Origin of the sequence: Streptomyces griseus subsp. griseus (assembly GCF_003610995.1) — a bacterium.
In the GTDB taxonomy this organism is placed as follows: domain Bacteria; phylum Actinomycetota; class Actinomycetes; order Streptomycetales; family Streptomycetaceae; genus Streptomyces.
On sequence record NZ_CP032543.1, the window covers coordinates 5,336,579 to 5,359,237 of the forward strand.

Annotated in this window: 20 protein-coding genes and 3 pseudogenes; 12 read left to right on the plus strand and 11 right to left on the minus strand. The window is 72.4% G+C overall.

Going from position 1 to position 22,659, the window contains the following annotated elements; genetic code table 11:
- From D6270_RS24195 to D6270_RS24210, 4 genes are all read left to right on the plus strand, one after another.
- Complete coding sequence (locus D6270_RS24195; protein ID WP_109163523.1) at nucleotides 1-918, plus strand: ABC transporter ATP-binding protein; 918 nt, start codon at nucleotides 1-3, stop codon at nucleotides 916-918.
- Between the two features lies 1 nt (nucleotide 919).
- Nucleotides 920-1,732, plus strand: coding sequence for an ABC transporter permease (locus D6270_RS24200; protein ID WP_109163522.1), 813 nt, complete (start codon nucleotides 920-922; stop codon nucleotides 1,730-1,732).
- A gap of 94 nt (nucleotides 1,733-1,826) precedes the next feature.
- Complete coding sequence (locus D6270_RS24205) at nucleotides 1,827-3,119, plus strand: sensor histidine kinase (RefSeq protein ID WP_109163521.1); 1,293 nt, start codon at nucleotides 1,827-1,829, stop codon at nucleotides 3,117-3,119.
- A 79-nt stretch (nucleotides 3,120-3,198) separates the two neighbouring features.
- A complete protein-coding gene (locus D6270_RS24210) occupies nucleotides 3,199-3,861 on the plus strand; it encodes a response regulator (RefSeq protein WP_109163520.1) in 663 nt (220 codons plus the stop codon).
- A 14-nt stretch (nucleotides 3,862-3,875) separates the two neighbouring features.
- Here D6270_RS24210 and glgX read toward each other — a convergent pair whose 3' ends face one another.
- Nucleotides 3,876-6,188, minus strand: coding sequence for a glycogen debranching protein GlgX (gene glgX, locus D6270_RS24215; RefSeq protein ID WP_109163519.1), 2,313 nt, complete (start codon nucleotides 6,186-6,188; stop codon nucleotides 3,876-3,878).
- Between the two features lie 155 nt (nucleotides 6,189-6,343).
- On the opposite strand from glgX, the gene D6270_RS24220 reads away from it, so the two are divergent.
- From D6270_RS24220 to D6270_RS33320, 8 genes and pseudogenes are all read left to right on the plus strand, one after another.
- A complete protein-coding gene (locus D6270_RS24220; protein WP_109163518.1) occupies nucleotides 6,344-7,585 on the plus strand; it encodes a L,D-transpeptidase in 1,242 nt (413 codons plus the stop codon).
- A 345-nt stretch (nucleotides 7,586-7,930) separates the two neighbouring features.
- Entirely contained in the window at nucleotides 7,931-9,175 is a 1,245-nt protein-coding gene (locus D6270_RS24225) for a L,D-transpeptidase (protein WP_109163517.1), read from the plus strand.
- A gap of 98 nt (nucleotides 9,176-9,273) precedes the next feature.
- Nucleotides 9,274-10,041 (plus strand): enoyl-CoA hydratase/isomerase family protein, encoded by a 768-nt coding sequence (locus D6270_RS24230; RefSeq protein ID WP_109163516.1) that lies wholly within the window; start codon nucleotides 9,274-9,276, stop codon nucleotides 10,039-10,041.
- A 275-nt stretch (nucleotides 10,042-10,316) separates the two neighbouring features.
- Nucleotides 10,317-10,832: an ATP-binding protein gene (locus tag D6270_RS24235; RefSeq protein ID WP_093692875.1), complete on the plus strand. Its 516-nt coding sequence runs from the start codon at nucleotides 10,317-10,319 to the stop codon at nucleotides 10,830-10,832.
- Between the two features lie 375 nt (nucleotides 10,833-11,207).
- Nucleotides 11,208-12,008, plus strand: coding sequence for a polysaccharide deacetylase family protein (locus D6270_RS24240; RefSeq protein ID WP_109163515.1), 801 nt, complete (start codon nucleotides 11,208-11,210; stop codon nucleotides 12,006-12,008).
- Between the two features lie 120 nt (nucleotides 12,009-12,128).
- Nucleotides 12,129-12,344, plus strand: coding sequence for an EF-hand domain-containing protein (locus D6270_RS24245; protein ID WP_018509815.1), 216 nt, complete (start codon nucleotides 12,129-12,131; stop codon nucleotides 12,342-12,344).
- An 87-nt stretch (nucleotides 12,345-12,431) separates the two neighbouring features.
- The gene (locus D6270_RS24250; protein ID WP_391039775.1) at nucleotides 12,432-13,700 is read left to right on the plus strand and encodes a CopD family protein; all 1,269 of its coding nucleotides are present in this window, start codon (nucleotides 12,432-12,434) and stop codon (nucleotides 13,698-13,700) included.
- Nucleotides 13,610-13,897, plus strand: a pseudogene (locus tag D6270_RS33320) (transposase); the annotation flags it as partial. The gene D6270_RS24250 and the pseudogene D6270_RS33320, both read left to right, overlap by 91 nt.
- 21 nt (nucleotides 13,898-13,918) lie before the next feature.
- On the opposite strand, the gene D6270_RS24260 reads toward D6270_RS33320, so the two are convergent.
- The 10 genes and pseudogenes from D6270_RS24260 to D6270_RS24300 all read right to left on the minus strand — a co-directional run bounded on the left by D6270_RS24260 (nucleotide 13,919) and on the right by D6270_RS24300 (nucleotide 22,659).
- Entirely contained in the window at nucleotides 13,919-14,452 is a 534-nt protein-coding gene (locus D6270_RS24260; RefSeq protein ID WP_225976937.1) for a nucleotidyltransferase domain-containing protein, read from the minus strand.
- A 195-nt stretch (nucleotides 14,453-14,647) separates the two neighbouring features.
- Nucleotides 14,648-16,120 carry a carboxylesterase/lipase family protein gene (locus D6270_RS24265; protein ID WP_109163513.1) on the minus strand — a complete coding sequence of 491 codons (1,473 nt, stop codon included), beginning with the start codon at nucleotides 16,118-16,120 and terminating at the stop codon, nucleotides 14,648-14,650.
- 43 nt (nucleotides 16,121-16,163) lie between these two features.
- Nucleotides 16,164-16,413, minus strand: a pseudogene (locus D6270_RS24270) (N-acetylmuramoyl-L-alanine amidase); the annotation flags it as partial.
- A gap of 92 nt (nucleotides 16,414-16,505) precedes the next feature.
- Nucleotides 16,506-17,513 (minus strand): terpene synthase family protein, encoded by a 1,008-nt coding sequence (locus tag D6270_RS24275; protein WP_413251943.1) that lies wholly within the window; start codon nucleotides 17,511-17,513, stop codon nucleotides 16,506-16,508.
- Nucleotides 17,514-17,936: 423 nt separating this feature from the next.
- The gene (locus D6270_RS33325; RefSeq protein ID WP_225976938.1) at nucleotides 17,937-18,683 is read right to left on the minus strand and encodes a zinc ribbon domain-containing protein; all 747 of its coding nucleotides are present in this window, start codon (nucleotides 18,681-18,683) and stop codon (nucleotides 17,937-17,939) included.
- A gap of 525 nt (nucleotides 18,684-19,208) precedes the next feature.
- Nucleotides 19,209-19,271, minus strand: a pseudogene (locus D6270_RS34055) (zinc ribbon domain-containing protein); the annotation flags it as partial.
- Between the two features lie 4 nt (nucleotides 19,272-19,275).
- Nucleotides 19,276-19,863, minus strand: a complete 588-nt coding sequence (locus D6270_RS24285; protein ID WP_109163511.1) for a phage tail protein — start codon at nucleotides 19,861-19,863, stop codon at nucleotides 19,276-19,278.
- The gene (locus D6270_RS24290; protein WP_109163510.1) at nucleotides 19,860-21,821 is read right to left on the minus strand and encodes a putative baseplate assembly protein; all 1,962 of its coding nucleotides are present in this window, start codon (nucleotides 21,819-21,821) and stop codon (nucleotides 19,860-19,862) included. The genes D6270_RS24285 and D6270_RS24290 overlap by 4 nt, the downstream gene beginning before the upstream one ends.
- A complete protein-coding gene (locus D6270_RS24295) occupies nucleotides 21,821-22,258 on the minus strand; it encodes a GPW/gp25 family protein (protein WP_109167280.1) in 438 nt (145 codons plus the stop codon). Before D6270_RS24295 ends, D6270_RS24290 begins: the two co-directional genes overlap by 1 nt.
- Before the next feature lie 83 nt (nucleotides 22,259-22,341).
- Complete coding sequence (locus tag D6270_RS24300; protein ID WP_109163509.1) at nucleotides 22,342-22,659, minus strand: PAAR domain-containing protein; 318 nt, start codon at nucleotides 22,657-22,659, stop codon at nucleotides 22,342-22,344.

Sequence of the window (22,659 nt, forward strand, 5' to 3'; positions counted from 1 at the left end):
ATGGCAATCATCGAAGTCAACGGGGTGCGCAAGACCTACGCGGGCCGCCACGTGGTCGACGGCGTCTCCTTCGCCGTCGAGGAGGGGGAGATCTTCGGCATCCTCGGCCCCAACGGGGCGGGCAAGACCACCACCGTCGAGTGCGTGGAGGGCCTGCGCATCCCCGACGGGGGCACGATCAGGGTCGCCGGACTCGACCCCGTCGCCGACCACGACCGGGTGACGCACCTGCTCGGCGCCCAGCTCCAGGAGAGCGAGCTCCAGGCCAAACTGACCGTACGGGAGGCGCTGGAGCTCTACAGCTCCTTCTATCCGGCCCCGGCCGACTGGCGGCCCCTGGTCGAACGGCTCTCCCTGACGGACCGCCTCACCACCCGCTTCGCCAAGCTCTCCGGCGGCCAGAAGCAGCGGCTGTTCATCGCGCTCGCCCTGATCGGCGACCCGAAGGTCGTCGTCCTGGACGAGCTGACCACCGGCCTGGACCCGCGCGCCCGCCGCGACACCTGGAAGCTCATCGAGGAGATCCGCGACGGCGGCGTGACCGTCCTGCTGGTCACCCACTTCATGGAGGAGGCCCAGCGCCTCTGCGACCGGGTCGCCGTCATCGACCGGGGCAGGGTCGTCGCCCTGGACACCCCGGCCGGGCTGATCCGGCAGGCCACCGGCTCCACGGTCATCTCCTTCGTCCCCTCCCGCCCGCCGACCGGGCCCGAGCTGGACCGGCTGGGCGCGCTGCCCGGCGTCGCCTCGGTGACGCCGCCCGACGCCGCCGGCGTCCTCGTCCTGCACGCCACCGACGACACGGTGACCCCGCTCATCGCCCTGCTCGCCGAACTCGGCGTCACCGCGCGGCGGCTGCGGATCACCGAGACCAGCCTCGACGAAGCCTTCCTCGACCTCACCGGACAGGACGCCTGACATGAGCCCCGACACCACCACCGCACGGGCCGCGGCCCCCGAGGCCCGCACCGCCCCGGCCGACGGGCGCCGCCGAGGCCCCACGGCCGCCGTCCTCGCCGCCGAGACCCGGCTCTTCCTGCGCGAACCCAGCAGCATCTTCTGGATCGTCGCCTTCCCCACCGTCCTCCTGGTGATCCTCGGCTTCGTCCCGGCCTTCAAGGTGCCCGAGGAAGGACTCGGCGACCGGCGCGTCATCGACCTCTACGTCCCCGTCTCGATCCTGCTCGCCATGATCATGTCGGGGCTCCAGGCGATGCCCCCGGTCCTCGCCGCCTACCGCGAGCGCGGCATCCTGCGCCGGATGTCCGCCACCCCGGTGCGCCCCTCGGCCCTCCTCACCGCACAGATCGCGCTGCACGGCGCGGCCGCGCTCGTCTCGGCGGTCCTGGTCGTCGTGGTGGGCGGGGCCGCCTACGGCGTGCCGCTGCCCGGCAACCCGCTCGGCTACCTCCTGGCGCTGCTGCTCGTCCTCGCCGCCGCCCTCGCCCTGGGCGCGACGATCACCGGCCTCTTCCGGACGGCGAAGGCGGCCACCGCCGTCGGCTCCGCCTCCTACATCGTCATGATGTTCACGGCCGGGGTCTGGGTCCCCGTCCAGGCCATGCCCGGCACCCTGCGCCGGGTCGTGGAGGCCAGCCCCTTCGGTGCCGCCTCCCAGGCGCTGGACGACGCGGCCCTCGGCCAGTGGCCGAGCTGGACCCACCTCGGGATCGTCGCCCTGTGGACCCTGGTGGCGGGCTACACGGCGGGCCGCGTCTTCCGGTGGCAGTGACGGAGCGGGAACGGCTGGCCGGGCCGCACGTGACGGGGACCGGCGGGCCGGGCCGCACGTGACGGGGACCGGCGGGCCGGGGGAGACTGCGGGCATGAGCCAGCCGTCCGGCCGCCCCGCCCACTCCACCGGCCCGACGGGCCCCCGCACCATCGAGCAGCGCTGGGAGCAGTTCTACCGGTACGGGCCCTACGCCGTGCTGACCCTGGCCTCCGTCCTCGGGGCGGTCGTCGCCGGGGAGCTGATGACCCCCGGTGAGATGTACGCGGCCGGGGCCCTGGTCGCGCTCGCCTACGGGCTCCAGATCTGGTGGGGCCGCAAGCGCGTACACACCCCGCCGGGCGCCCCGGCCGGGGCGGTCTACTACACCGTGCGGTTCGTCCTCGCCTTCGTTCTTTCCTGGCTCAACCCGTTCTTCGCGATCTACGCGTGCCTCGGCTACTTCGACGTCGAGCCGCTCCTGCCCAAGCGCGCCGTCCGGGCCGGACTGCTCGCCACCGCGGTGATCCTCGCCGGTTCGCAGAGCGGCGGACTGCCGCCCGCCTCCGCGATGAACTGGGCCGCCTTCGCCGCGCTCTACCTCCTCAACGCCTGCCTCACCCTCTTCTTCTGGCACGTGGGGGTGCGGGAGGAGGAGAAGGGCCGCATCCAGGTCGAGACCATCGCCGAGCTGGAGCGCACCAACATCCGGCTGGAGGAGGCGATGGCGGAGAACGCCGCCCTGCACGCCCAGCTCCTCGTCCAGGCCCGCGAGGCCGGGGTGGACGACGAGCGGCGCCGGCTGGCCGCCGAGATCCACGACACCCTCGCCCAGGGGCTGACCGGCATCATCGCCCAGCTCCAGGTCGTCACCTCCACCCGTGACACCGACCCGGACACCGCCCGCGGCCATCTGGAGAAGGCCGCCGCCCTGGCCCGCCACAGCCTCGGTGAGGCCCGCCGCTCCGTCCACAACCTGGCCCCCGCCGCCCTGGAGCACGACGAGCTGACCGGCGCGCTGGAGAAGACGGTCACCACCTGGGCCGAACAGCACCGCGTACGGGCCGACTTCACCGTCACCGGCACCGCCGAACCGGTCCACGACGAGGTCGCCGCCACCCTCCTGCGCATCGCGGGCGAGGCCCTGGCCAACACCGGCCGCCACGCCGCGGCCTCCCGGGTCGGCGTGACGCTCTCCTTCATGGACGACGAACTGGCCCTGGACGTACGGGACGACGGCTGCGGCTTCGACCCCTCGGCCCTCGCCCCGGCCGGACGCACCGGCGGATTCGGCCTCGGCGGTATGCGGGCCCGCGCGGAGCGCATCGCGGGCACGGTGGAGGTGGAGTCCGAGCCGGGCGGCGGTACGGCGGTCTCGGCCCGGGTCCCCCTGGTCAGACACGGCTGACCGGCGGCGGGAGCCTCCGCCCGACCCGCCCCCGGGGCCCTGGCCAGGCGCGCCCGCCCCGCCGTACGGTGGCCCTGCCATGACCGAGAACCCCGAACGCACCCCCACCCGGTCCATCACCCTCGTCCTCGTCGACGACCATCCCGTCGTCCGCGACGGGCTGCGCGGCATGTTCACCGCCGAACCCGGCTTCGACGTCCTCGGCGAGGCGGCGAACGGCGTCGACGCCCTCGCCGTCGTCGAACGCCTCGACCCGGACGTCGTCCTGATGGACCTGCGGATGCCCGGCGGCGGGGGAGTGGCCGCCATCGCCGAGCTGGCCCGGCGCGGCGCCCGCTGCCGGGTCCTGGTGCTGACGACGTACGACACCGACTCCGACACCCTCCCCGCGATCGAGGCGGGCGCCACCGGCTATCTGCTCAAGGACGCGCCGCGCGAGGAGCTGTTCGCCGCCGTCCGGGCCGCCGCCGACGGCCGCAGCGTCCTCTCACCCGCCGTCGCCTCCCGCCTGATGACCCGCGTCCGGACGCCCACCGCCCCCGCCGACACGGCCCTCTCCGCCCGGGAGCGCGAGGTGCTGGTGCTGGTGGCGAAGGGCACGACGAACCGGGAGATCGCCGCCGAACTCTTCATCAGCGAGGCGACCGTGAAGACCCACCTCACCCATATCTTCGCCAAGCTCGGCACCAAGGACCGGGCCGCGGCCGTGGCCGTCGGCTACGACCGGGGCATCCTCGGCTGACCTCCCCCGCGGTCCTAAGCCGTCACCCGCAGCAGCAGCACCGAGCGGGCCGGGACCGTCAGCTCCGTACCGCCTTCGAGGACCGTGCCGGGCGGCTCCGCCTGGTCCTCCCGGGAGGTGTCCAGGACCAGTTCGTACGCCGCCGCCCACGGCGCTCCGGGCAGCTCGAAGGCGACTGGCTCCGCGCCCGCGTGCAGGACCGCGAGGAAGCTGTCGTCGGTGACCGGCTCGCCCCGCGCGTCCCGCCCAGGGATGTCCCGGCCCGAGAGGTAGAGGCCGAGCGTGGCGGCGGGCGCGTACCAGTCGCCTTCCGTCATCTCCCGCCCGTCCCGGGTGAACCAGGCCAGGTCCCGCAGCCCGTCCGGCGCCTGCGCCCGGCCGGAGAAGAACGCGCGGCGGCGCAGCACCGGATGGGTCTGGCGCAGCTTCAGCACCCGGGCCGTCAGCTCGGTCAGCTCCCGCCACCCGGGCTGCTCCAGGAGCGACCAGTCCAGCCAGCTGACCTCGTTGTCCTGGCAGTAGGCGTTGTTGTTGCCGCCCTGCGTGCGGCCCATCTCGTCGCCCGCCACCAGCATCGGCACCCCGGTCGAGAGCAGCAGCGTGGTGAGCAGGTTGCGGAGCTGCCGACGGCGTAGCGCGTTGACCTCCGGGGCCTCGCTCTCGCCCTCCGTCCCGCAGTTCCACGCCCGGTTGTCGCTCGTCCCGTCCCGGTTGCCCTCGCCGTTGGCCTCGTTGCGCTTGTGCTCGTAGGAGACCAGGTCGCGCAGGGTGAAGCCGTCGTGCGCGGTGACGAAGTTGACCGAGGCGTACGGGCGCCGGCCGCCCCAGGCGTACAGGTCGCTGGAGCCGGTGAGCCGGTAGCCGAGATCCCGTACGTCGGGGAGCGCGCCGCGCCAGTAGTCCCGCACGGCGTCCCGGTAGCGGTCGTTCCACTCGGTCCACAGCGGCGGGAAGGCGCCCACCTGGTAGCCGCCGTTGCCGACGTCCCACGGCTCGGCGATCAGCTTCACCCGGCGCAGCACCGGGTCCTGGGCGATCACCGCGAGGAACGGGGAGAGCATGTCGACGTCGTGCATGGAGCGGGCGAGCGCCGCGGCCAGGTCGAAGCGGAAGCCGTCGACGCCCATCTCGGTGACCCAGTAGCGCAGCGAGTCGGTGATGAGCCGCAGCACCTGGGGCTGGACGACGTGCAGGGTGTTGCCGCAGCCGGTGTAGTCGGCGTAGCGGCGGGGGTCGTTCTGGAGGCGGTAGTAGCCGCGGTTGTCGATGCCGCGCAGGGAGAGCGTCGGGCCCAGCTCGCCGGCCTCGGCGGTGTGGTTGTAGACGACGTCGAGGATGACCTCGATCCCGGCGCTGTGCAGGGCGTGCACCATCCGCTTGAACTCGCCGACCTGCTGGCCGGCGGTGCCGGAGGCGGAGTAGTCGGCGTGCGGGGCGAAGTAGCCGATGGAGTTGTAGCCCCAGTAGTTGTGCAGCCCGCGCCGCAGCAGATGGTCCTCGTGGGCGAACTGGTGGACCGGGAGGAGTTCGACGGCCGTCACCCCGAGCCGGGTCAGATGGCCGATCGCGGCCGGGTGCGCGAGACCGGCGTAGGTGCCGCGCAGCTCGGGCGGGATGTCCGGATGGAGCTTGGTGAAGCCGCGTACGTGGAGTTCGTAGATGACCGAGTCGGCCCACGGGGTCTTGGGGCGGCGGTCCTCGACCCAGTCGTCGTCATCGTGGACGACGACGCCCTTGGGGACGTACGGAGCCGAGTCCCGCTCGTCGCGCACGGTGTCGGCGACATGCTGGTCGGGCCAGTCCCGCATATGGCCGTACACCTCGGGCGGCAGGCCGAAGGTGCCGTCGACCGCACGGGCGTACGGGTCAAGCAGCAGCTTCGCCGCGTTCCAGCGGGCGCCCGTCCACGGGTCCCAGCGGCCGTGCACCCGGTAGCCGTACCGCTGACCGGGCTGGACGCCCGGCAGGAAGCCGTGCCAGATCTCGTGGGTGAGCTCGGTCAGCGGGCAGCGGGTCTCGGCGCCGTCCTCGTCGAAGAGGCACAGCTCCACCGCCTCGGCCCCGCCGGCCCAGAGCGCGAAGTTGGTGCCCGCCACCCCGTCCGGACCGACCCGGAAGCGGGCCCCGAGCGGCATCGGCGCCCCGGGCCACACGACGGGGGCACGGGGCTCGGCCCGTACGGCCTCCGTCACCTCCAGGCGTAGGCCGTTCGGGTCCTGTCTGCGTACGGCCTCCGTCATGTCCGTACGGGTGCCGGGTGGTTCCCCGGGCCGCACCGCCGTTCCCGTCGGTTCCTGTACTGCCTCCTGCTCGGCTGCGCTCGACACCGTGTCGCCTCCCGCGGCTCATGAGGACGGGCACCGGAAAAGGGGCGCGCGACGTCCCGGCCGCGGCCCTCTCCTTGGTAGTCCTTCCCTCTGTTCTGCCCACCGCGGGGCCCGCACTCACGTTTCCCCCGACCGGCCCTGGTCGTTGGGGGAGCGTGAACCACGTAGCGAAGAGCGCACGGGCGGGCTCGGCCGCCGTGCTGACATGGGCAGGACTGCTCACCGTGCTGGTCCTGCTGACCGGCTGCACCGATACGAGGGAGGCCCTGCTCAACGGCAAATCCGGCTCCTCCAAGGATGTGATCAGCATCTTTCCCGAGGACGGGGCGAAGGAGGTCGACGCGGAGGCCCCGATCCGGGTCACGATCCCCGACGGCCGGCTGGAGAGCGTCAAGGTGATGCGGATCGAGGACGCCCAGCAGCAGACGGTGGCCGGCCGCATCGCCGAGGACGGGCTCTCCTGGAACCCGGAGCCCGGCGCGGCCCGGCTCGCCCTGGCCGCGAAGTACAGCGTCGACGCCGTGGCGGTGGACGCGTCAGGACAGCGCTCGGCCCGCCACGCCACGTTCACCACGCTCGTCCCCGAACACCGCTTCATCGGCTACTTCAAGCCGGAGAACCGGTCGACCGTGGGCACGGGCATGATCGTCTCCTTCTCCTTCAACCGGCCCATCGCCGACCGGGCGGCCGTCCAGAAGGCCATCCGGGTGACCGCGAAACCGGAGGTGGAGGTCGTGGGCCACTGGTTCGGCAAGGACCGCCTCGACTTCCGCCCCCGGACGTACTGGAAGCCGGGCACCGAGGTCACGGTGGACATCGGGCTGCGGGATGTGGAGGGCGCGCCGAAGGTCTACGGCAGCCAGGACAAGACGGTCACCTTCACCGTCGGCCGCTCCCAGGTCTCCCTCGTCGACGCGGAGGCCAAGACCATGGAGGTGCGCCGGGACGGGGAGCTGGTCAGCACGGTCCCGATCACCGCGGGGGCCCCGAAGTCGACCACCTACAACGGGAAGATGGTCGTCTCCGAGCTGCACGAGGTGACCCGGATGGACGGCGCCACCGTCGGCTTCACGGACGAGAAGGGCAAGGGCGAGTACGACATCAAGGACGTCCCGCACGCCATCCGGCTCACCACCTCCGGCACCTTCCTGCACGGCAACTACTGGGCCGATGAGGAGGTCTTCGGCGAGGAGAACGTCAGCCACGGCTGCATCGGGCTGCGCGACGCGAAGGGCGGCAGCGCGACGACGCCGGGCGGCTGGTTCTTCGACCGGACCCTGATCGGGGACGTGGTGGAGGTCGTCAACTCCCAGGACAAGAAGGTCGCTCCGGACAACGGGCTCAGCGGCTGGAACATGGGCTGGAAGAAGTGGACGGCTGGCTCGGCCCTGCGCTGAGACCCCGGCTGCGGCGCCCCGCCCGGCGCTGAGACCTCGGGTATGGCGCCCCCGCCCGGCGATGAGCCTCCGGGTGCGGCGTCTCCGCCCGGCGCTGAGACCCGGCCGCTACGCACCCGTCCCGCGCTGACTCCCGGGGTGCGGTGCGCCCCCTGCGTCGGGGGCGCCCCGCACCCCGTCCCACCTGCACGGCTCTGCCCGCCACTTGGGACGGAACGGTGACATTCCGGAGGGGATCCAACGCACCCTCGGTGTGGTTGTCTTGCGCTGGAGCGCGTATGTGCTGCGCGCGGGGGATGCGGGCCATGGCTTGAGTGCCGGGCCCGGCGAGGGGAGACAACCACAGTGAACGTGCAGCCGATATCGGGGGCATCGGCCGGGGCGGGCAGGAAGCGGCGCGGCGGATCGGGGCCCCTGGCCCTGGTGCTGGGCGCCATGCTGTTGCTGGTGACGGCGTGCGGCGGGGACGCGGAAGCGGGAAGCAAGGGCGGCGCCGCGAAAGGCCCGAAGGCGGAGGACACCACGGCCTCGCAGGCGGTCGTGACCATCGCGCCGGAGGACGGCGCGAAGTCGGTGGCCACCAGTGGCGCGCTGAAGATCACCGCCGCGCAGGGCAAGCTGACCACGGTCAAGGTCGCCGACCCCAAGGGCAACGAGGTCGCGGGCGAGATCGCGGCCGACGGCGCGAGCTGGGTGCCGGAGCGGCACCTCGCCGCCGCCACCAAGTACGCGGTCCACGCGGTCGCCAAGGACCCGAAGGGCCGGGAGTCGGCCAAGGACACCACCTTTACCACGCTGGTGCCGGAGAACACCTTCATCGGCCACTACACGCCGGAGGACGGCTCCACCGTCGGGGTCGGCATGCCGGTCTCGATCAACTTCACCCGGGGCATCACCGAGCCGGCCGCGGTGGAGAAGGCCATCAAGGTCACCTCCGAGCCGCCGGTCGAGATCGAGGGCCACTGGTTCGGCAACGACCGCCTCGACTTCCGCCCGGAGCACTACTGGAAGCCCGGTACGAAGGTGACCGTGGAGCTCCACCTGGACGGCGTGGAGGGGCGGCCCGGGGTCTACGGCCAGCAGGCCAGGACGGTGAAGTTCACCATCGGCCGCAGCCAGGTCTCGACCGTCGACGCGAGCGCCAAGCGGATGAAGGTCGTCCGGGACGGCAAGCAGATCAAGGACATCCCGATCTCGGCGGGCGCTCCGGCGACGACCACGTACAACGGTCAGATGGTCATCAGCGAGAAGCTCAAGGTGACCCGGATGAACGGCGACACCGTCGGCTTCGGCGGCGAGTACGACATCAAGGACGTGCCGCACGCCCTGCGGCTCTCCACCTCGGGCACCTTCCTGCACGGCAACTACTGGGGCGCCTCCTCGATCTTCGGCAACACCAACACCAGCCACGGCTGTGTCGGTCTGCGCGATGTGCGCGGCGGCTACGACAGCCAGACCCCGGCGGCCTGGTTCTACAACAAGTCGCTCATCGGTGACGTGGTCGTCGTGAAGAACTCCAAGGACAAGCAGATCCAGCCGGACAACGGCCTCAACGGCTGGAACATGGACTGGGAGGAGTGGAAGAAGTAGGCCCCGGCCGCTGCTCCCCTCCGTACGATCCCGGCGGGCCCGGTGCTGTGACCGACAGCACCGGGCCCGCCCGCGTTAGCAGTGGTTAACCTGCCTGCATGACTGTGACCCTCGAAGTACGCGACAACGTCGGCACCATCCGGCTGGACCGGCCGCCGATGAACGCCCTGGACGTGGCGGTCCAGGACCGGCTCCGGGAGCTCGCCGAGGAGGCCACCCGGCGCGAGGACGTGCGCGCGGTGATCCTCTACGGCGGCGAGAAGGTGTTCGCGGCCGGTGCGGACATCAAGGAGATGCAGGCGATGGACCACACGGCGATGGTCGTGCGCTCCAAGGCGCTCCAGGACTCCTTCACCGCCGTGGCCCGCATCCCCAAGCCCGTCGTCGCCGCCGTCACCGGATACGCGCTCGGCGGCGGCTGCGAGCTGGCCCTCTGCGCCGACTTCCGCATCGCCGCGGACAACGCCAGACTCGGCCAGCCGGAGATCCTGCTCGGGCTGATCCCGGGCGCCGGCGGCACCCAGCGCCTGGCCCGGCTGATCGGGCCGTCCCGGGCCAAGGACCTCATCTTCACGGGCCGTATGGTCAAGGCCGAGGAGGCCCTGACGCTCGGTCTGGTGGACCGGGTGGTTCCGGCCGCCGAGGTCTACGAGCAGGCGCAGGCCTGGGCCGCCCAGCTGGCGAAGGGGCCCGCGCTGGCGCTGCGCGCGGCCAAGGAGTCGGTGGACGCGGGTCTGGAGACGGACATCGACACCGGGCTCACCGTGGAGCGGAACTGGTTCGCCGGGCTGTTCGCCACCGAGGACCGCGAGCGCGGGATGCGCAGCTTCGTGGAGGAGGGCCCGGGGAAGGCGAAGTTCCTCTGATTTTCTCCGGGCGCCTTTTCTCCGAAAGTCTCTCCCGGATGCACTTCTGACGCGGGTTCATCCCTCCGAGCGGATTATCCGGGCCTTAAGGCAACCTTAAGGCCCGGTGCCGTCTCCCTCGGGGTAATCCCGCCCGGGCGGTGCATCGCCGCAGCTCAGCGAGGCCCCGAAAGGCCTCGTTCTGCCTCTGGCATATGCCAAGCGCCCTGTGCGGAATGGAGTGTTCCGGGGGGCGGATTCCGTCGGAACGGCCCCGGCGGGCGAATTCTGCGTCCATGATGGTGGGCATGGCGGGCCTGGAGGGTGTGGATCAGCCGCGACCGCGCAGCAGCGCGACCGCGGCACGCTGGACGTCGGGCATGGATGACGAACAGGCGTTCAAGGCGCTGGAGTTGTTCGGAAATCCGACCGAGAAGGAAGTCCTGCTGCCGTCGCGGCCGGAGTCCGCGGCGACCGCCCGCCGGCTCACCTCCTGTGTGGTGCTCCGGCAGTGGGCGCTCTCGCCGCAGACCGCCGAGTACGCGGTGCTCCTCGTCTCCGAGCTCGTCGGCAACGCGGTGCGCCACACCGGCGCCCGCGTCTTCGGGTTACGGATGGTGCGCCGCCGGGGCTGGATCCGGATCGAGGTGCGGGACCCCTCGCGCGGGCTGCCGTGTCTGATGCCGGTGCGTGAGATGGACATCAGCGGCCGGGGCCTCTTCCTCGTCGACAAGCTCTCCGACCGGTGGGGCGTCGATCTGCTGCCGCGCGGCAAGACCACCTGGTTCGAGATGAGGATCTCCGACCGCTGACACGTGCCGGACGCGCAGAAGCCCCCGGTCGGCCGTGGTGCGGCGCTGCGGGGGCTTCTGTGGCTGGCCGTGGAATGTGGGGTGTGTCCACGGCCGCTGATGGCGACCTCGCCCGGGTCGATGGGGGTCGTGGCTCCGACTATGGCAGACGGGCGACCTCGGTGCCAAAGACGCATTACGGGTGATTCTCGGGCATGGCGGGCATTTCTTGACTGAATCGCAGGTGGGCTCGGTCACTCGCCTGGCTTTCCATGCATCCTTATGGCGCGACCTGAATGATTCATAGATCATTCCGTCAATCGGTCAATCGTGAGATTTCGCCCGTTCCACCTCTACTGTGTCCCGGGGAATCCGCGGAACGCGAGGTGGTCGGGCATGGAGGGACGCAGGGCGCCGGTGCGCCGTCGCGATGCGCTGGGCGCCGGGGCCGCGATCCTCGCCGCCGCCCTGACGGCGGGGTGCGCGAGGGGGTCGGAGGGTGCGGCGTCCGTGGTCGGCGGGGCGCCCGCGCCCTCCCCGTCGTACCCGTCCACCCCCACGCCCGCCGCCGTGCGAGCCCCGCGCCGCCTTCCCGGGCAGCCCGTCCGGATCACCCACGGCCCCCGCGACCGGCCCCGCGTCGCCCTCACCTTCGAGGGCCGGGGCGACCCGGACCTCGCGGCCGCCGCGCTCACCCGGATCGAACGGGCCGGGGCCCGGGTCACCGTCCTCGCCGTCGGCAGCTGGCTGGACGCGCATCCGGCCATGGCCCGCCGGGTCCTCGACGGCGGCCACGAGATCGGCAACCACACCCAGAACCACCGCGACCTCACCACCCTCGACGAGCGCACGGTGTACGAGGAGATCACCGCCTGCGCCCGGCGGTTGCGCCGGCTCACCGGCTCCATCGGCACCTGGTTCCGCCCTTCGCCCGGCCCCGGCGCCACCCCGCTCGTCCAGCACCTCGCCCGGCGGGCCGGTTACCCGCACGTCCTCTCGTACGATGTCGAGTCCCTGGACCACACCGCGACCGGGGTGCCGGCCGTCCTGCGCAAGGTGACGGGCGAACTGCGGCCCGGTTCCGTGGTGGGGCTGAGCCTCGCCCGGCCGGTCACCGTCGCCGCGCTGCCCCTGCTCCTCACCGAGATCGACCGGCGCGGCCTGCACGCGGTGACGGCCACGGAGCTGCTGAGCTGACGTCAGGGCCGCTGCACCGGAGACCGCCCGTTCCCGGCCCCTGACCTGACCGCCGCATCCGTCACCCGTACGGCCCGATAATCTGATCCCGACATTCGGCACCACGAAGGGGCGGGAACAGTGGCGGACATCGAGTCGGCGCGGACGGTATTCGAGAAGTTCGACGCGAACGGCGACGGTCTCATCACGGCCAACGAGTACAAGAGCGCGATGGCGCAGCTGGGCGACCCGTTCGTCACCGAGACGGTGGCCCAGGCGATCATCAACGCCCACGACGGCAACGGTGACGGCCTGCTCACCTTCGACGAGTTCTGGGCCGCGCAGAACAAGGCCTGAGCCACGACGGGACCCCGGCCGGCTTGGGCCGGTCGGGGACCTGTCCGGTTTGCCGGGTATGGGGCCACCGGAGAGGATCGAGCCGTGATGCTCTCCGGACCTCCGGCCGATCCGGCCGCACCGACGCCGCCGTCCGGCTCCGGCAGCTCGCCGTCCGGCTCGGGGACGTCGTTGTCCGGACCTGGTACGCCGGCCACCGGAGCCGGTCTCCCGGCCACCGATTCCGGTCCCGGTCTGCCGGCCGCCGAGTCCGGTGCCCCTCTGCCGGCCGCCGGTTCGGGTCCCGTTCCGCCGTCGGCCGGTGCGCCGGCCGACGCGGCGACCATCGCCCGGTCCGTCGTCGTACGGCCCGTCGCGCTGGCGCCCGACGTGGTCCCGGCCTCCGGCGACGGGTCCGGCCGGAAGCCGTCCCGGCTCTCCGCCCCCTCCCGGTTCCCCGCCACGGCCGCCCTGGCCGCCGCCGGGCTCCTCGCGATCCTCATAGCCGTGTTCGGCCCCGGGCTCGCCGCACGCGGCACCGGGGAGCTGCGGATACCGGGCGCGGGGCTCACCACCCTGCTCCGTACCGCCCTCTTCACCGCGCTCGCCGTCCACCTCGGCGAGCTGCTCGCCGCGCAGCTCAGCCTCCCCGTCCGAGGCCGCCCCCGTACCGCCGTACGGAGCTGGTCCGGGTACGCCGCGCTCGCCGGAGCCGCCGCCGCTGCCGGGCAGATCATCCAGCTCGCCGCCGTCAGCGGGCTCGGGATCACCGCGACGTACGCCACCCGGGACGGCGGGCTCCTCCTCATCATCGCCAACGGGCTCTTCATCGCCGCCGGGTGCGCCGCGAGCAGGCGGCCCGCCCTCGCGCTCGCCCCGCTCGCCGTCGTCATCGGCGCGGAGGCCATCCGCGCCCACCCGGAGGCGTACAGCCCGGAGATCGGCGCCGCGCTCACCGTCGTCCACCTGACCGCCGCTTCTCTGTGGACCGGGGGGCTGCTGTACGTCCTGCGGACCATGTGGCTCTGGCGCGGGTCGCCCGTCGCCGCCCGTGCGCTGCTCGGCCGGTACGCGCGCCTGGCGATCTGGCTGTACGTGGCCCTCGCCGCCACCGGCACCGTCTCGACCCTGCGACGGCTGCCGCTGGACGTGGTGTTCACCTCCGCCTACGGGCGCACCCTGCTGGTCAAGGTGGCGCTGATGGCGGTGGTCAGCGCGCTGGCGGTGGCGGCCCGGCGGCGGATGCTCCGGGACACCGACCCGGCCGTCGCCCACCGTCTCGCCCGCCGCGAACAGGCCGTGCTGGGCGCGGTCGTGGTCGTCTCGGCGATCCTCACCGCGGTCCCCGACCCGCACGGGATCTCGATGCGGCCCTAGCGGGCGTCCTCACACCGGGCCAGGCCGGAGACGCACCGGCATTCGAGCAGGTCATGAGCCGGTTACGTGTGCCCCGGCCGATCGGCCGACCCAGAATCACCCCGGATGCGGTCCTGGCTGACAAGGCCTACTCGTCGCGGGCGATCCGTCGTCACCTGCGGCGGCGCGGGATCCGGGCGGTCATCCCGCAACCCGCAACCCGCGGACAAGGAAACGGCTCAGGGGACGCAAGGCGCGAAACCTTCTGGCAGCGGGATCCCGAACTTCCGGCACAGCAAAGGGACATCGTGGCGATCGACATCACGAGCCGGGTATCCCGTATGGCAGCGCACCGCCCACCAGGCCGACTCGCAACGCACCGTGGCCCCGGCGATGAAACCGTGTCCGGCGAGTGCTTCGGCCGGAAAGGAATCGCCATCCACCACGGATCCGTAGTGCAGCGATCCATCCGCAAGCGACTCGTAGAGGTGCAGGTCAACCCGCAACCGTGCGCCGTCGTGCAGGACGAAGTTCCACGGCCTGTCACCTGGCCACGGGAAGATTCGGTCGACGCCGGCTTCACCCAACGCAACGAACAGTGGGTCAAGATGTGCGGCCGGCACCCATAGATCGAGGTCGGAATGATCTCTCGTCTGCTTGCCGAGCAGTGCATCAACGCTCCACCCACCGCCCACACATGCATCTACGCCGTGGGCGTGGAGCCGCTCCAGAAGCGCGCGTGCATCCTCGGCTGACATCGCATAGTGACTCACCGTGCGAAGGTTAAGGTCGGACCGACGTTGCATCCAGCGATTATCACGACTTCACCGGACCGGGTCCCCCGCGACGGACTTCGGCGTAGCGCGCGGCCTCCGCTAATCCCGCCATGCCTCGGCGTCCAGTCCGGTAGCAATGGCTCGATCCGCGCCCACTGCGCACCAGCGATCAGATGATCCGAAAGAAACGGCCTAGCCCTGTCTCCGGTACGGCTCCCAGCCCCGCAGCTCGTCGTCGCGCGGGGCGAGCACGAGGGCCGGGGCGCCGGGCCCGAAGAACCGCACCGGCCGGTCCGCGTCCCAGGACGGCCACCCCGGAGCACCTGTCGTCGCGAAGTCGACCCACGCCCGGTGCATCGCGTCCGCCAGCTCCTGCGGGGCGTCCGGGCCGGTCAGGGCCACCGTGTCGGGGTGGGCGAGCGTGTCGAAGACGAAGCCCAGCTCCAGCGCGTGACAGGCACCGAGCCGCTGTACGGGGGAGGGCCAGCCGAACTCGTAGACGTACGTCGACCCCGGGGCCCCGGCCCGCGCGTCGGCCAGCTGGTTGAGCGGGACCCGCAGCAGCAGGTCCGTCGCGAGGGCGCCGAGGATTTCGCCGGGGGTGGCGTCGGGGCGGTTGGCCCGGTAGGTGCGGGCGGTCGCGTTCGGGACCTTGAACTTCAGCAGCGCCAGGCGCAGCTTCAGCCGGCTGAGCCGTTCGGTCAGGCCGCCGGGGACGAACCAGAGCCGGTACTCCTCGGTGTTCGTGCCCATCAGCAGATCGATCCCGGCCGCCCCGCCCGCCCGCAGCGCGTCGGCCGGGTCCTGGATCAGCAGCTCGCCGTCGACCACGAGCTGGAAGGAGTTGCGGCCGGTCAGCGGGTTGCCGCCGCTCGTCACCTCGGTCTGCGCGGTCAGCAGGGCCTCCGGATCCACGGCGGCCAGCGCGGCGGCCGTGGCGGGGACGCCGAGCCGCTCGGCGATCAGCTCGGTCGTCCCGCGCGCGGCCTCCGGGGTGAGCGCGGCGGGCGCCCCGCTCTGGAGCACCGCCCGCCGGAACAGCCCCGCCGCCCGGTCCGTGGCCAGCAGGGCGGCGATGCTCACCGCCCCCGCCGACTCCCCGGCCACCGTCACCCGGTCCGGGTCGCCGCCGAACCCCGCGATGTTGTCCCGCACCCACTCCAGGGCGGCCAGCTGGTCCAGCAGCCCCCGGTTGGCGGGCGCGTCCGGGAAGAGCCCGAAGCCCTCGACACCCAGGCGGTAGTTGACGGAGACGAGCACCACCCCGTCCCGGGCGAACGCGGCCCCGTCGTACACCGGCACCGCCGATGAGCCGTGCACCAGCGAGCCGCCGTGGATCCAGACGAGTACGGGAAGCCCCTCGGTCCCCGGTGGAAGCGAGGGCGTCCACACATTGAGGTTGAGCCACTCCTCGCCCGCCACCGCCGGGTCCGGCAGCAGCCGGTCCAGCGGCGGGGCGTAGGGGCGCTTGGGGGCGGTGGGCCCGAACGTGAGAGCGTCGCGCACGCCCTCCCACGGCTCCGGCGGCTCCGGCGCGCGGAACCTCCGGGCGCCCACCGGCGCAGCCGCGTACGGAATGCCGCGGAAGACCGCGACACCCCGCTCCACCGCACCGCGCACCGTGCCCTGCACGGTCCTGGCCATGGCCTCCACGATGTCGGACATGGTGTGTGCCAACCCCTCTCGCGGTGCGGTGGTGGAGCGCCTGCTTCAGGTGGACCAGCCCGTCCGTCGTCACGGCCGGGCGGCCCTTCGTACCGACCACCACGATCTTGACCGTGTGCTTGGCACTGGTCGGCCGGGACTGTGGCCGGATCGCGTCCCGGTACTTGGTGGTGGACGACTTCAGTCCACCGTGGCGGCCTTCTTGCTGTCGACATGGACGTATGCCTGCCCCATGGTGGCCGCCCGCGACACCACCCAGGCGGCTGACCGGCCGTGAACGTCCAGGTCAGGCCGCCCTCCAGGCGCTGGCCACTTCGCGGGTGCCGTGGGGTGCCGCGCGGTGTTGTGCGGCGCCAAGGGGTGCTGTGGGTGGCGCAGGGTGCTCTCAGGCGGCGAAATACCGCGACATCGAATTCCGCTCGTCCAGCTCCACCAGATCCGGCCGCGTGTAGCGCTCGGCGCGTGCGTGATAGTCGAAGTCGCCCCGCACGAGCCCCCGGTAGTCCTGTATGCAGCGTTCGAGAGCGGCCCTGGTCGAGGCGTTGATGCCCGCTGCCTCGATTTCCTCGATCAGTTCCTTTTCGGCCCGCACCACGCGCTCGGCAATACGTGCCAGTTGAATTCCGGCCTCGTCGACGGCTTCCTGGAGTGTGGAGCCGCGGTCGCGCTGAATGAGCCGTACCGCATTGTGCTCATAGCCGAGCGCGGCCTCTTTCTCGAACGAGCAGATGTCGTTGCAGAGACCGGAATGATCGGTCACCGCGTTCCGCAGCGCGATGTACGCGGGCAGGCTGCGGGCGGAATCCGGCAGATCGATTCCGGCGGTGATCTCATGCAGGTCCAGGAACGGCTGCATGGCCACCGAGTCCCGGCGGTGCTTGGCGAAGTCCGCCCGGCTCGGCACCTGCCCGGCCGCCCGCTCCACCGCCTCGGCGTAGTAGGTCCAGAGCCAGGCCGCCGTGTCCCGCCGGAACTGGCGGTTCCACTGCGGGGACCGGTCGTGGTAGGTCCGGTCGCGCAGCCCGGCGAGCGCCTGCTCCATCGGCCCGTGCGGCGCCGCCCCGTCGAACACGTCGACCAGGCGGGTGATCGCGGTCTCGCACATCATGGGGTCGCGCCCGGCCGGACCGTCGTCGAACTCGTCGTCCACCAGGAAGGCCCAGAACAGCCATTGGCAGAAGAGGTCAAGATGGTCTTGCGACGCTTTCGGGAAGATGAGGGAGATCCAGAGTTCGGGCCGTGTGCGGATCATCTTCCTGCGGGCCGGAACGGAGAGAATCAGCCCCTCCGTCTCCGCCCATTCCCACGCGGCTTCCCTGGTTTTCTCCAGACCCGGATTGCACCCTGCGCTGGCGAACGGCATGTGAAACGCCGGTAACGTTATCTGGCTCATTGCTGCCCCTCGTCGAATGAGTACGGACGGGCGATGCGCATCGCGCATTCCCGGTGATCGCGCATGGGCGCCGGCCTCTCCGGAACCGGCCGCCGGGCATTCACCCGTCCGGGCCCCGGGGCGAACGTGCGAGGTGAGGCGGTCAACGGTGTCCTCTCTCCTCCACCGGGGGCCAGGTCGTGGCAGCAGGGTTGGCGGGCCGACGAGGGTGAACGCGTCACCATGCGTGAGGACCAGTCAACCGCTAGTTGAGCGTTGTGGGAAGTCGGCCGTGACCGAAACTGTGTGACCCCTGCAAACCTTGGGATCGCTTATGGGGATCGAGTGCCCTTCCGGGACTGGACGGATTGCGGGTTCTGAACGGGACCGCCCGGACGGATGACAGATGTCCGAAGACAGGTGTCCGGTGGCAGTCCACGGCGTTCAGGTGCGCTTGAAGAACTCGATCTCCCCCAGCGCGATCGGGCGTCCCCGGACCTGGCCGGCGGCCTCCCGCAGGACGAGCTGGACGGAGACGACATCGCTGATGCCGGTCCGTACCGTCTGCTCGCCCGGCTTGTCGTTGAGCGTCAGCTCCTTCTCGTGGACGGTGCCGTCCGCCGTGGTGACGATCAGCTCCGCCCGGGTCGGCCGAGGCTCCCGCCGGAACTCCTCGGGCTCCTTGGACGCCCCGGTGTGCAGGACCACCCCGACCAGCCGGAACGGCGTACCGAAGGTGCACGTCAGCGATGCGCCCAGGGCGGGCGCGCCCCAGTATTTGTTGGTCACTCCGTCGATGGCCGCGCCTGCCGGATGACCGGGGGCGGCACCGCTCGCACTCACCCCGGAAGGGCTGATCTCCGCCGTGCCGCCGAGCTTGTCCCGGACGTCCTCGAAGAGCACGCGCCCGGCCGGCAGGAACAGGAAGCCCAGGAAGAGCAGCCCGACGACCGCCAGGATCAGCAGGATCCGCCGCAGCGCCCGGCCCGACCGGACCCGCACCCGGCGGCGGAACGGCCACACCGTGCGCCACCACGGCAGGGGTGCGGGCTCCTCCCTGGCCAGCAGGGGTGTCGCACAGCGGCGGCAGAACCGGCGCCCGGGGAGGTTCGGGGTCCCGCAGGCCGGACACGGCGGCCCGTCCGGCGCCTCGTCCTCCTCCACCGGCCGCACGACAGGCCGCCGCGCCACGGGCTTCGCCGGCTGAACGGCCCCGATGGGCGCCTCGGCCGGGGGCTCCGCCCGGGACGGAGCGGCGGGCGCCGCAGGGCGTACCGGGGCGGGCTGTTGCGGTGGTACGGGGGTGGGGTGGGCAGCCGTCGGCGCGGCGCCCGGACGGGGCGGGGGTGGCGGTGTCGGCGTCGGTGTCGCGGGAGGCGTGGGGTCCGCCGTCGGGCGCGGGGGCACGACGGGGGGAGCGGGGGGTGCGGTGATCGGAGGTGCCGGTGCCTCCGGCTCTGCTGAAGGTGCTGAAGTTGTGGGTGCTGCCGGTGCTGTCGGTTCCGTGACCGGAGCGGGTACGGGGTCCGGCGCGGCACGCCGCTCGCGTACGGGCTCCGGTGCGCGCTCCGGCTCCGGATCCGGTTCGGGCGCGGGCGCACGCTCCGGCTCCCGCCTACGCTCGGGCGCCGGCTCTGTTTCCGGCTCCGGAATGGGCTCCGGATCCCGTGTCGCCGAAGCGCGTCGAGGCTCCGTCGACCACCCCAGATACGACCCGCAGTTGCCGCAGAAATCATCGTCCTCGCGGTTCGCCGTACCGCACGCCGGACACGAGCGCATCGCGTCAGCCTTCCGTCTCGTCGGTCGTCCCGGGCGCCTGCTCCGGTGGGCCCGGCAGGATCTCCACCCGGCAGGTGAGGTGGACGGGGCACGAGGCCGTGACGACGTCCAGGACCCGGTCCGCGTCCACCGTGACCCCGGGGGCCACCGGCCAGACGCGTACGAACAGTTCACCGGTCGGGGCCGGAGGCAGAGCCGTACCGGACTCGGACGACCAGGCCACGCCCCCACCGTCCCGCACATCGGCGTGGACGCCGAAGCAGAGCCGGAGGTGCTCCACCAGACCGCGCCGGGTACCGCGCCACCGGTGCAGCTCCACCGCCCGCGCCACCACGGCCCGTTGCAGCTCCGGCGGCCAGGTCGGGTCGATGGACGCGCCCACCCAGGTCGCCAGCCACGGCAGGAAGTCGGCCGGGGCGAGCGCCGGGTCGAAGTAGGCGGGCAGGTTGTCCAGGGTGGACAGGACCGGCGCCAGGACCGTGTCGAGGCCCGCCGTGAAGCGCTGGGCCAGGTCGTCGTCGGCGTACAGGGCGGGCAGCAGTTCGCCGATCGGGTAGCGGCTCGGCAGCCCGGGTACGGCGGCCCGGCTCATACGCCCTCACCCGGCCCGCTCGCCGTGACGATCACCTGGTGCTGGTGGGAGAAGACCAGCGCGCCCGGAGCCACGTCGATCCGGTCCACCGCGCCCCCGCGCCGCCCGGAGATCGGGTCGGCCGGGAAGAGCCGGACGTCCTCGACCAGCCCGGCGCCCCGCACCCCTTGGAGCACGGCGAACACCTCCCCGTACTGCACCGGCCGCCCGAACGGCCACCCCGCACCGTCCGCACCGCCGCGCAGCGGGTCGATATGGCGGAACAGTGCCTCCAGCGCCTCCGCGCGCACCCGGTCCACGTCGGCCGGGGCCGCGACCAGCCGGGCGACCACGGTGACGCCCTGGTAGGCGGGCGGCTCCACGACCAGCCGGGTGCCCACCAGACGGCGCTCGTCCAGGCGTTCCGACACGGCCGCGAGCACCGGGTCGGAGGGGATCAGCTGCTCGAACCGCAGGTGGCCGCCCTCGTCGGGGACCGCGTCCGGCACCACCAGGACGCGTACGGCACCGGCCTCACCCGCCACGGCCGGCAGACACCGGACCCGGCGCAGGGAGGGGGCCGCCTCGCGGGCGATGACCTCGTAGTCCCGTGCGGTGACGGCCCGTTCCTGCACCCGCAGGATGTTGGGCGCGCGCACCTTGGCGTTCTCGACGGTCTCGCCGTCCACGCCCCCGGTCGCCGCCTCACGGTTGTCGACCCCCGCGACGTACGGGACCGAGCTGCGCAGCACGGAGATCGCGTTCCGGGCCACGTTCCCGGCCGACCCGCCGCCCGTGCGGTAGCGGGGGACGCGGAGCTGGGCGCCCTTCTCCGGGACGGCGCCGTACGCGCGCATCGTGCCGTCCGGCTCCCGCACCTCCGGCGGGAACGCGAACTCCCCGGAGACGGCGTCGATCCGGACGTGCCGGTCGCCGGGCGAGGAGGTGCCGAAGTGCTCCACGGGCGTCCAGACCTGCCAGCCCTCGGCGGTCGACACCTGGACCACCGGCGGCTCCCCGTCCATCAGCAGCGGCACCCGGTTCACCGAGAACCGCTGCCCGGCCACGCCCTCGGAGACCCCGAGGGGCACGTCGACGACGGTCTCCGCGTGTTCGACGGCGGCCGTACCGCCCACCGTGAAGACCTCGGCCTCCCGGATCGTCGGCGACTCGGAGTAGAACGGCTGGCCCGGCTCGGGCGGCGTCACCCGGCAGCGCAGCCACCCCGCCCGCGTACCGGCGACGACGGACGCGGTGTGCCCGGCCGGGACGAACACGATGACCTCGCCGGGCCGGTTGAGCCCGCCGGTGGTGTCGTCACCGGTCGCGCACTCCACCCAGCGCGCCCCGTCCCACGCCTCCCAGACCAGCGGCGGCTGACGCGGGTCGACGCCCACCCCCTCCACCCGGCTGTCCAGGCGTACGGCGACGACGCAGCGCGGTACGGCGGTGGGCAGCCCGAACAGCATCGCGTCACCCGGCTCCGGGCGCGGCGAGAAGCACGGGATGTCCTTGCCCGCTCCGAGCGGCCCGGTGCGGTCGGTCTGGTCGCCGGTCTTCGGCGCGGTGACCAGCCGGACCAGCTCGCTCGGCACGATCGGCAGGTCCTCGGAGGTGGTGAACACCACCGGCTCCTCCGTCTCGCCGCGTGCCGTCGCCACCTCCGTACCGGCGGACAGGTGGACGGTCTCCGGCTGCGGTGCGGAGAGCCAGAAGTCGACCTCGGCGCGGGCCACGGTCGGCGGGAACAGGGTCACGCCGAGCAGGTCGAGGAAGGCCGCGTAGTTCTTGTCGGGCACCCGGTTCAGCCGGTACAGCAGCTGGTCGACCAGGTACGCGAACGTCTCGATCAGGGTGACCCCGGGGTCCGACACATTGTGGTCGGTCCACTCGGGGGAGCGCTGCTGGACGTACCGCTTCGCCTCGTCGACGAGCTGCTGGAAGCGGCGGTCGTCCAGGTTGGGGGAGGGGAGGACCATCAGCGGGCCTCTGCTTCCGACGCTTCCGAAGAACCCTCTTCGGACGGAATCGTGTAGAACGGGAAGACCAGGTTGCGCAGGTCGTTGGTGGCCCGCACGGTGTAGCGCACGTCGATGTAGAGCGTGCCCTCCTCGATGGCGTCGAACGCGATCACCACGTCCGTCACCTCGATGCGGGGCTCCCACCGCTCCAGGGATGTACGGACCTCCTGGGCGATCCGCCCGGCGGTCGCGCCGTCGCCGGGCGCGAAGACGTAGTCATGGATGCCGCAGCCGAACTCCGGCCGCATCGGCCGCTCACCCGGTGCCGTGCCGAGGATCAGCCCGATGGCCTCCTCGATCTCCTTGTCCCGCTCCACCAGGGCGATCCCGCCCGTGGCGCCGGTCCGCAGCGGGAAGCCCCAGCCGCGCCCGATGAACCCGCCGCCGCGCGCGATGTAACCGCCGCCGCTCCCGGTGTTTCCACCGCCGTTTCCGGTCCCGGTGTGTCCACCGACGCTCCCGGTGTATCCGTCGCCGCTCACATCGGGCCCCCGATCAGGACGTTCAGCGCGCCGCTGATGATCGGCGCGCCGCAGGTGGTCTTGTCTCCCATCCGGGCGGCGGGCAGTCCGCCGATCAGTACGGGGCCGCCGATGGCCACGGCCGGGTTGGGCATGATCACGTTGCCCGGACCGAGCGCCGCGTGCGGGGGGACCACGCACACGTGCAGGCTCCCGGTGACGGCCGCGGGCCGGCCGCCGATCAGCACGGTGGCGACGGTCACCGCGCCCGGGGGCGGGGTGCCGATCACGCCGCCGTGGGCGGTGCTGTCGCCCGAGCGGGCTGCGGGGGGCAT

What these genes read in the sequence shown, in the direction of transcription:
- D6270_RS24290 (WP_109163510.1), bottom strand. Translation starts at nt 21,821, where the DNA reads ATGGTCCTCCCCTCCCCCAACCTGGACGACCGCCGCTTCCAGCAGCTC.
- D6270_RS24205 (WP_109163521.1), top strand. Translation starts at nt 1,827, where the DNA reads ATGAGCCAGCCGTCCGGCCGCCCCGCCCACTCCACCGGCCCGACGGGC.
- D6270_RS24250 (WP_391039775.1), top strand. Translation starts at nt 12,432, where the DNA reads ATGCTCTCCGGACCTCCGGCCGATCCGGCCGCACCGACGCCGCCGTCC.
- D6270_RS24200 (WP_109163522.1), top strand. Translation starts at nt 920, where the DNA reads ATGAGCCCCGACACCACCACCGCACGGGCCGCGGCCCCCGAGGCCCGC.
- D6270_RS24275 (WP_413251943.1), bottom strand. Translation starts at nt 17,513, where the DNA reads ATGAGCCAGATAACGTTACCGGCGTTTCACATGCCGTTCGCCAGCGCA.
- D6270_RS24300 (WP_109163509.1), bottom strand. Translation starts at nt 22,659, where the DNA reads ATGCCCCCCGCAGCCCGCTCGGGCGACAGCACCGCCCACGGCGGCGTG.
- D6270_RS24210 (WP_109163520.1), top strand. Translation starts at nt 3,199, where the DNA reads ATGACCGAGAACCCCGAACGCACCCCCACCCGGTCCATCACCCTCGTC.
- D6270_RS24240 (WP_109163515.1), top strand. Translation starts at nt 11,208, where the DNA reads ATGGAGGGACGCAGGGCGCCGGTGCGCCGTCGCGATGCGCTGGGCGCC.
- D6270_RS24235 (WP_093692875.1), top strand. Translation starts at nt 10,317, where the DNA reads ATGATGGTGGGCATGGCGGGCCTGGAGGGTGTGGATCAGCCGCGACCG.
- D6270_RS24195 (WP_109163523.1), top strand. Translation starts at nt 1, where the DNA reads ATGGCAATCATCGAAGTCAACGGGGTGCGCAAGACCTACGCGGGCCGC.
- D6270_RS24230 (WP_109163516.1), top strand. Translation starts at nt 9,274, where the DNA reads ATGACTGTGACCCTCGAAGTACGCGACAACGTCGGCACCATCCGGCTG.
- D6270_RS24285 (WP_109163511.1), bottom strand. Translation starts at nt 19,863, where the DNA reads ATGAGCCGGGCCGCCGTACCCGGGCTGCCGAGCCGCTACCCGATCGGC.
- D6270_RS24265 (WP_109163513.1), bottom strand. Translation starts at nt 16,120, where the DNA reads ATGTCCGACATCGTGGAGGCCATGGCCAGGACCGTGCAGGGCACGGTG.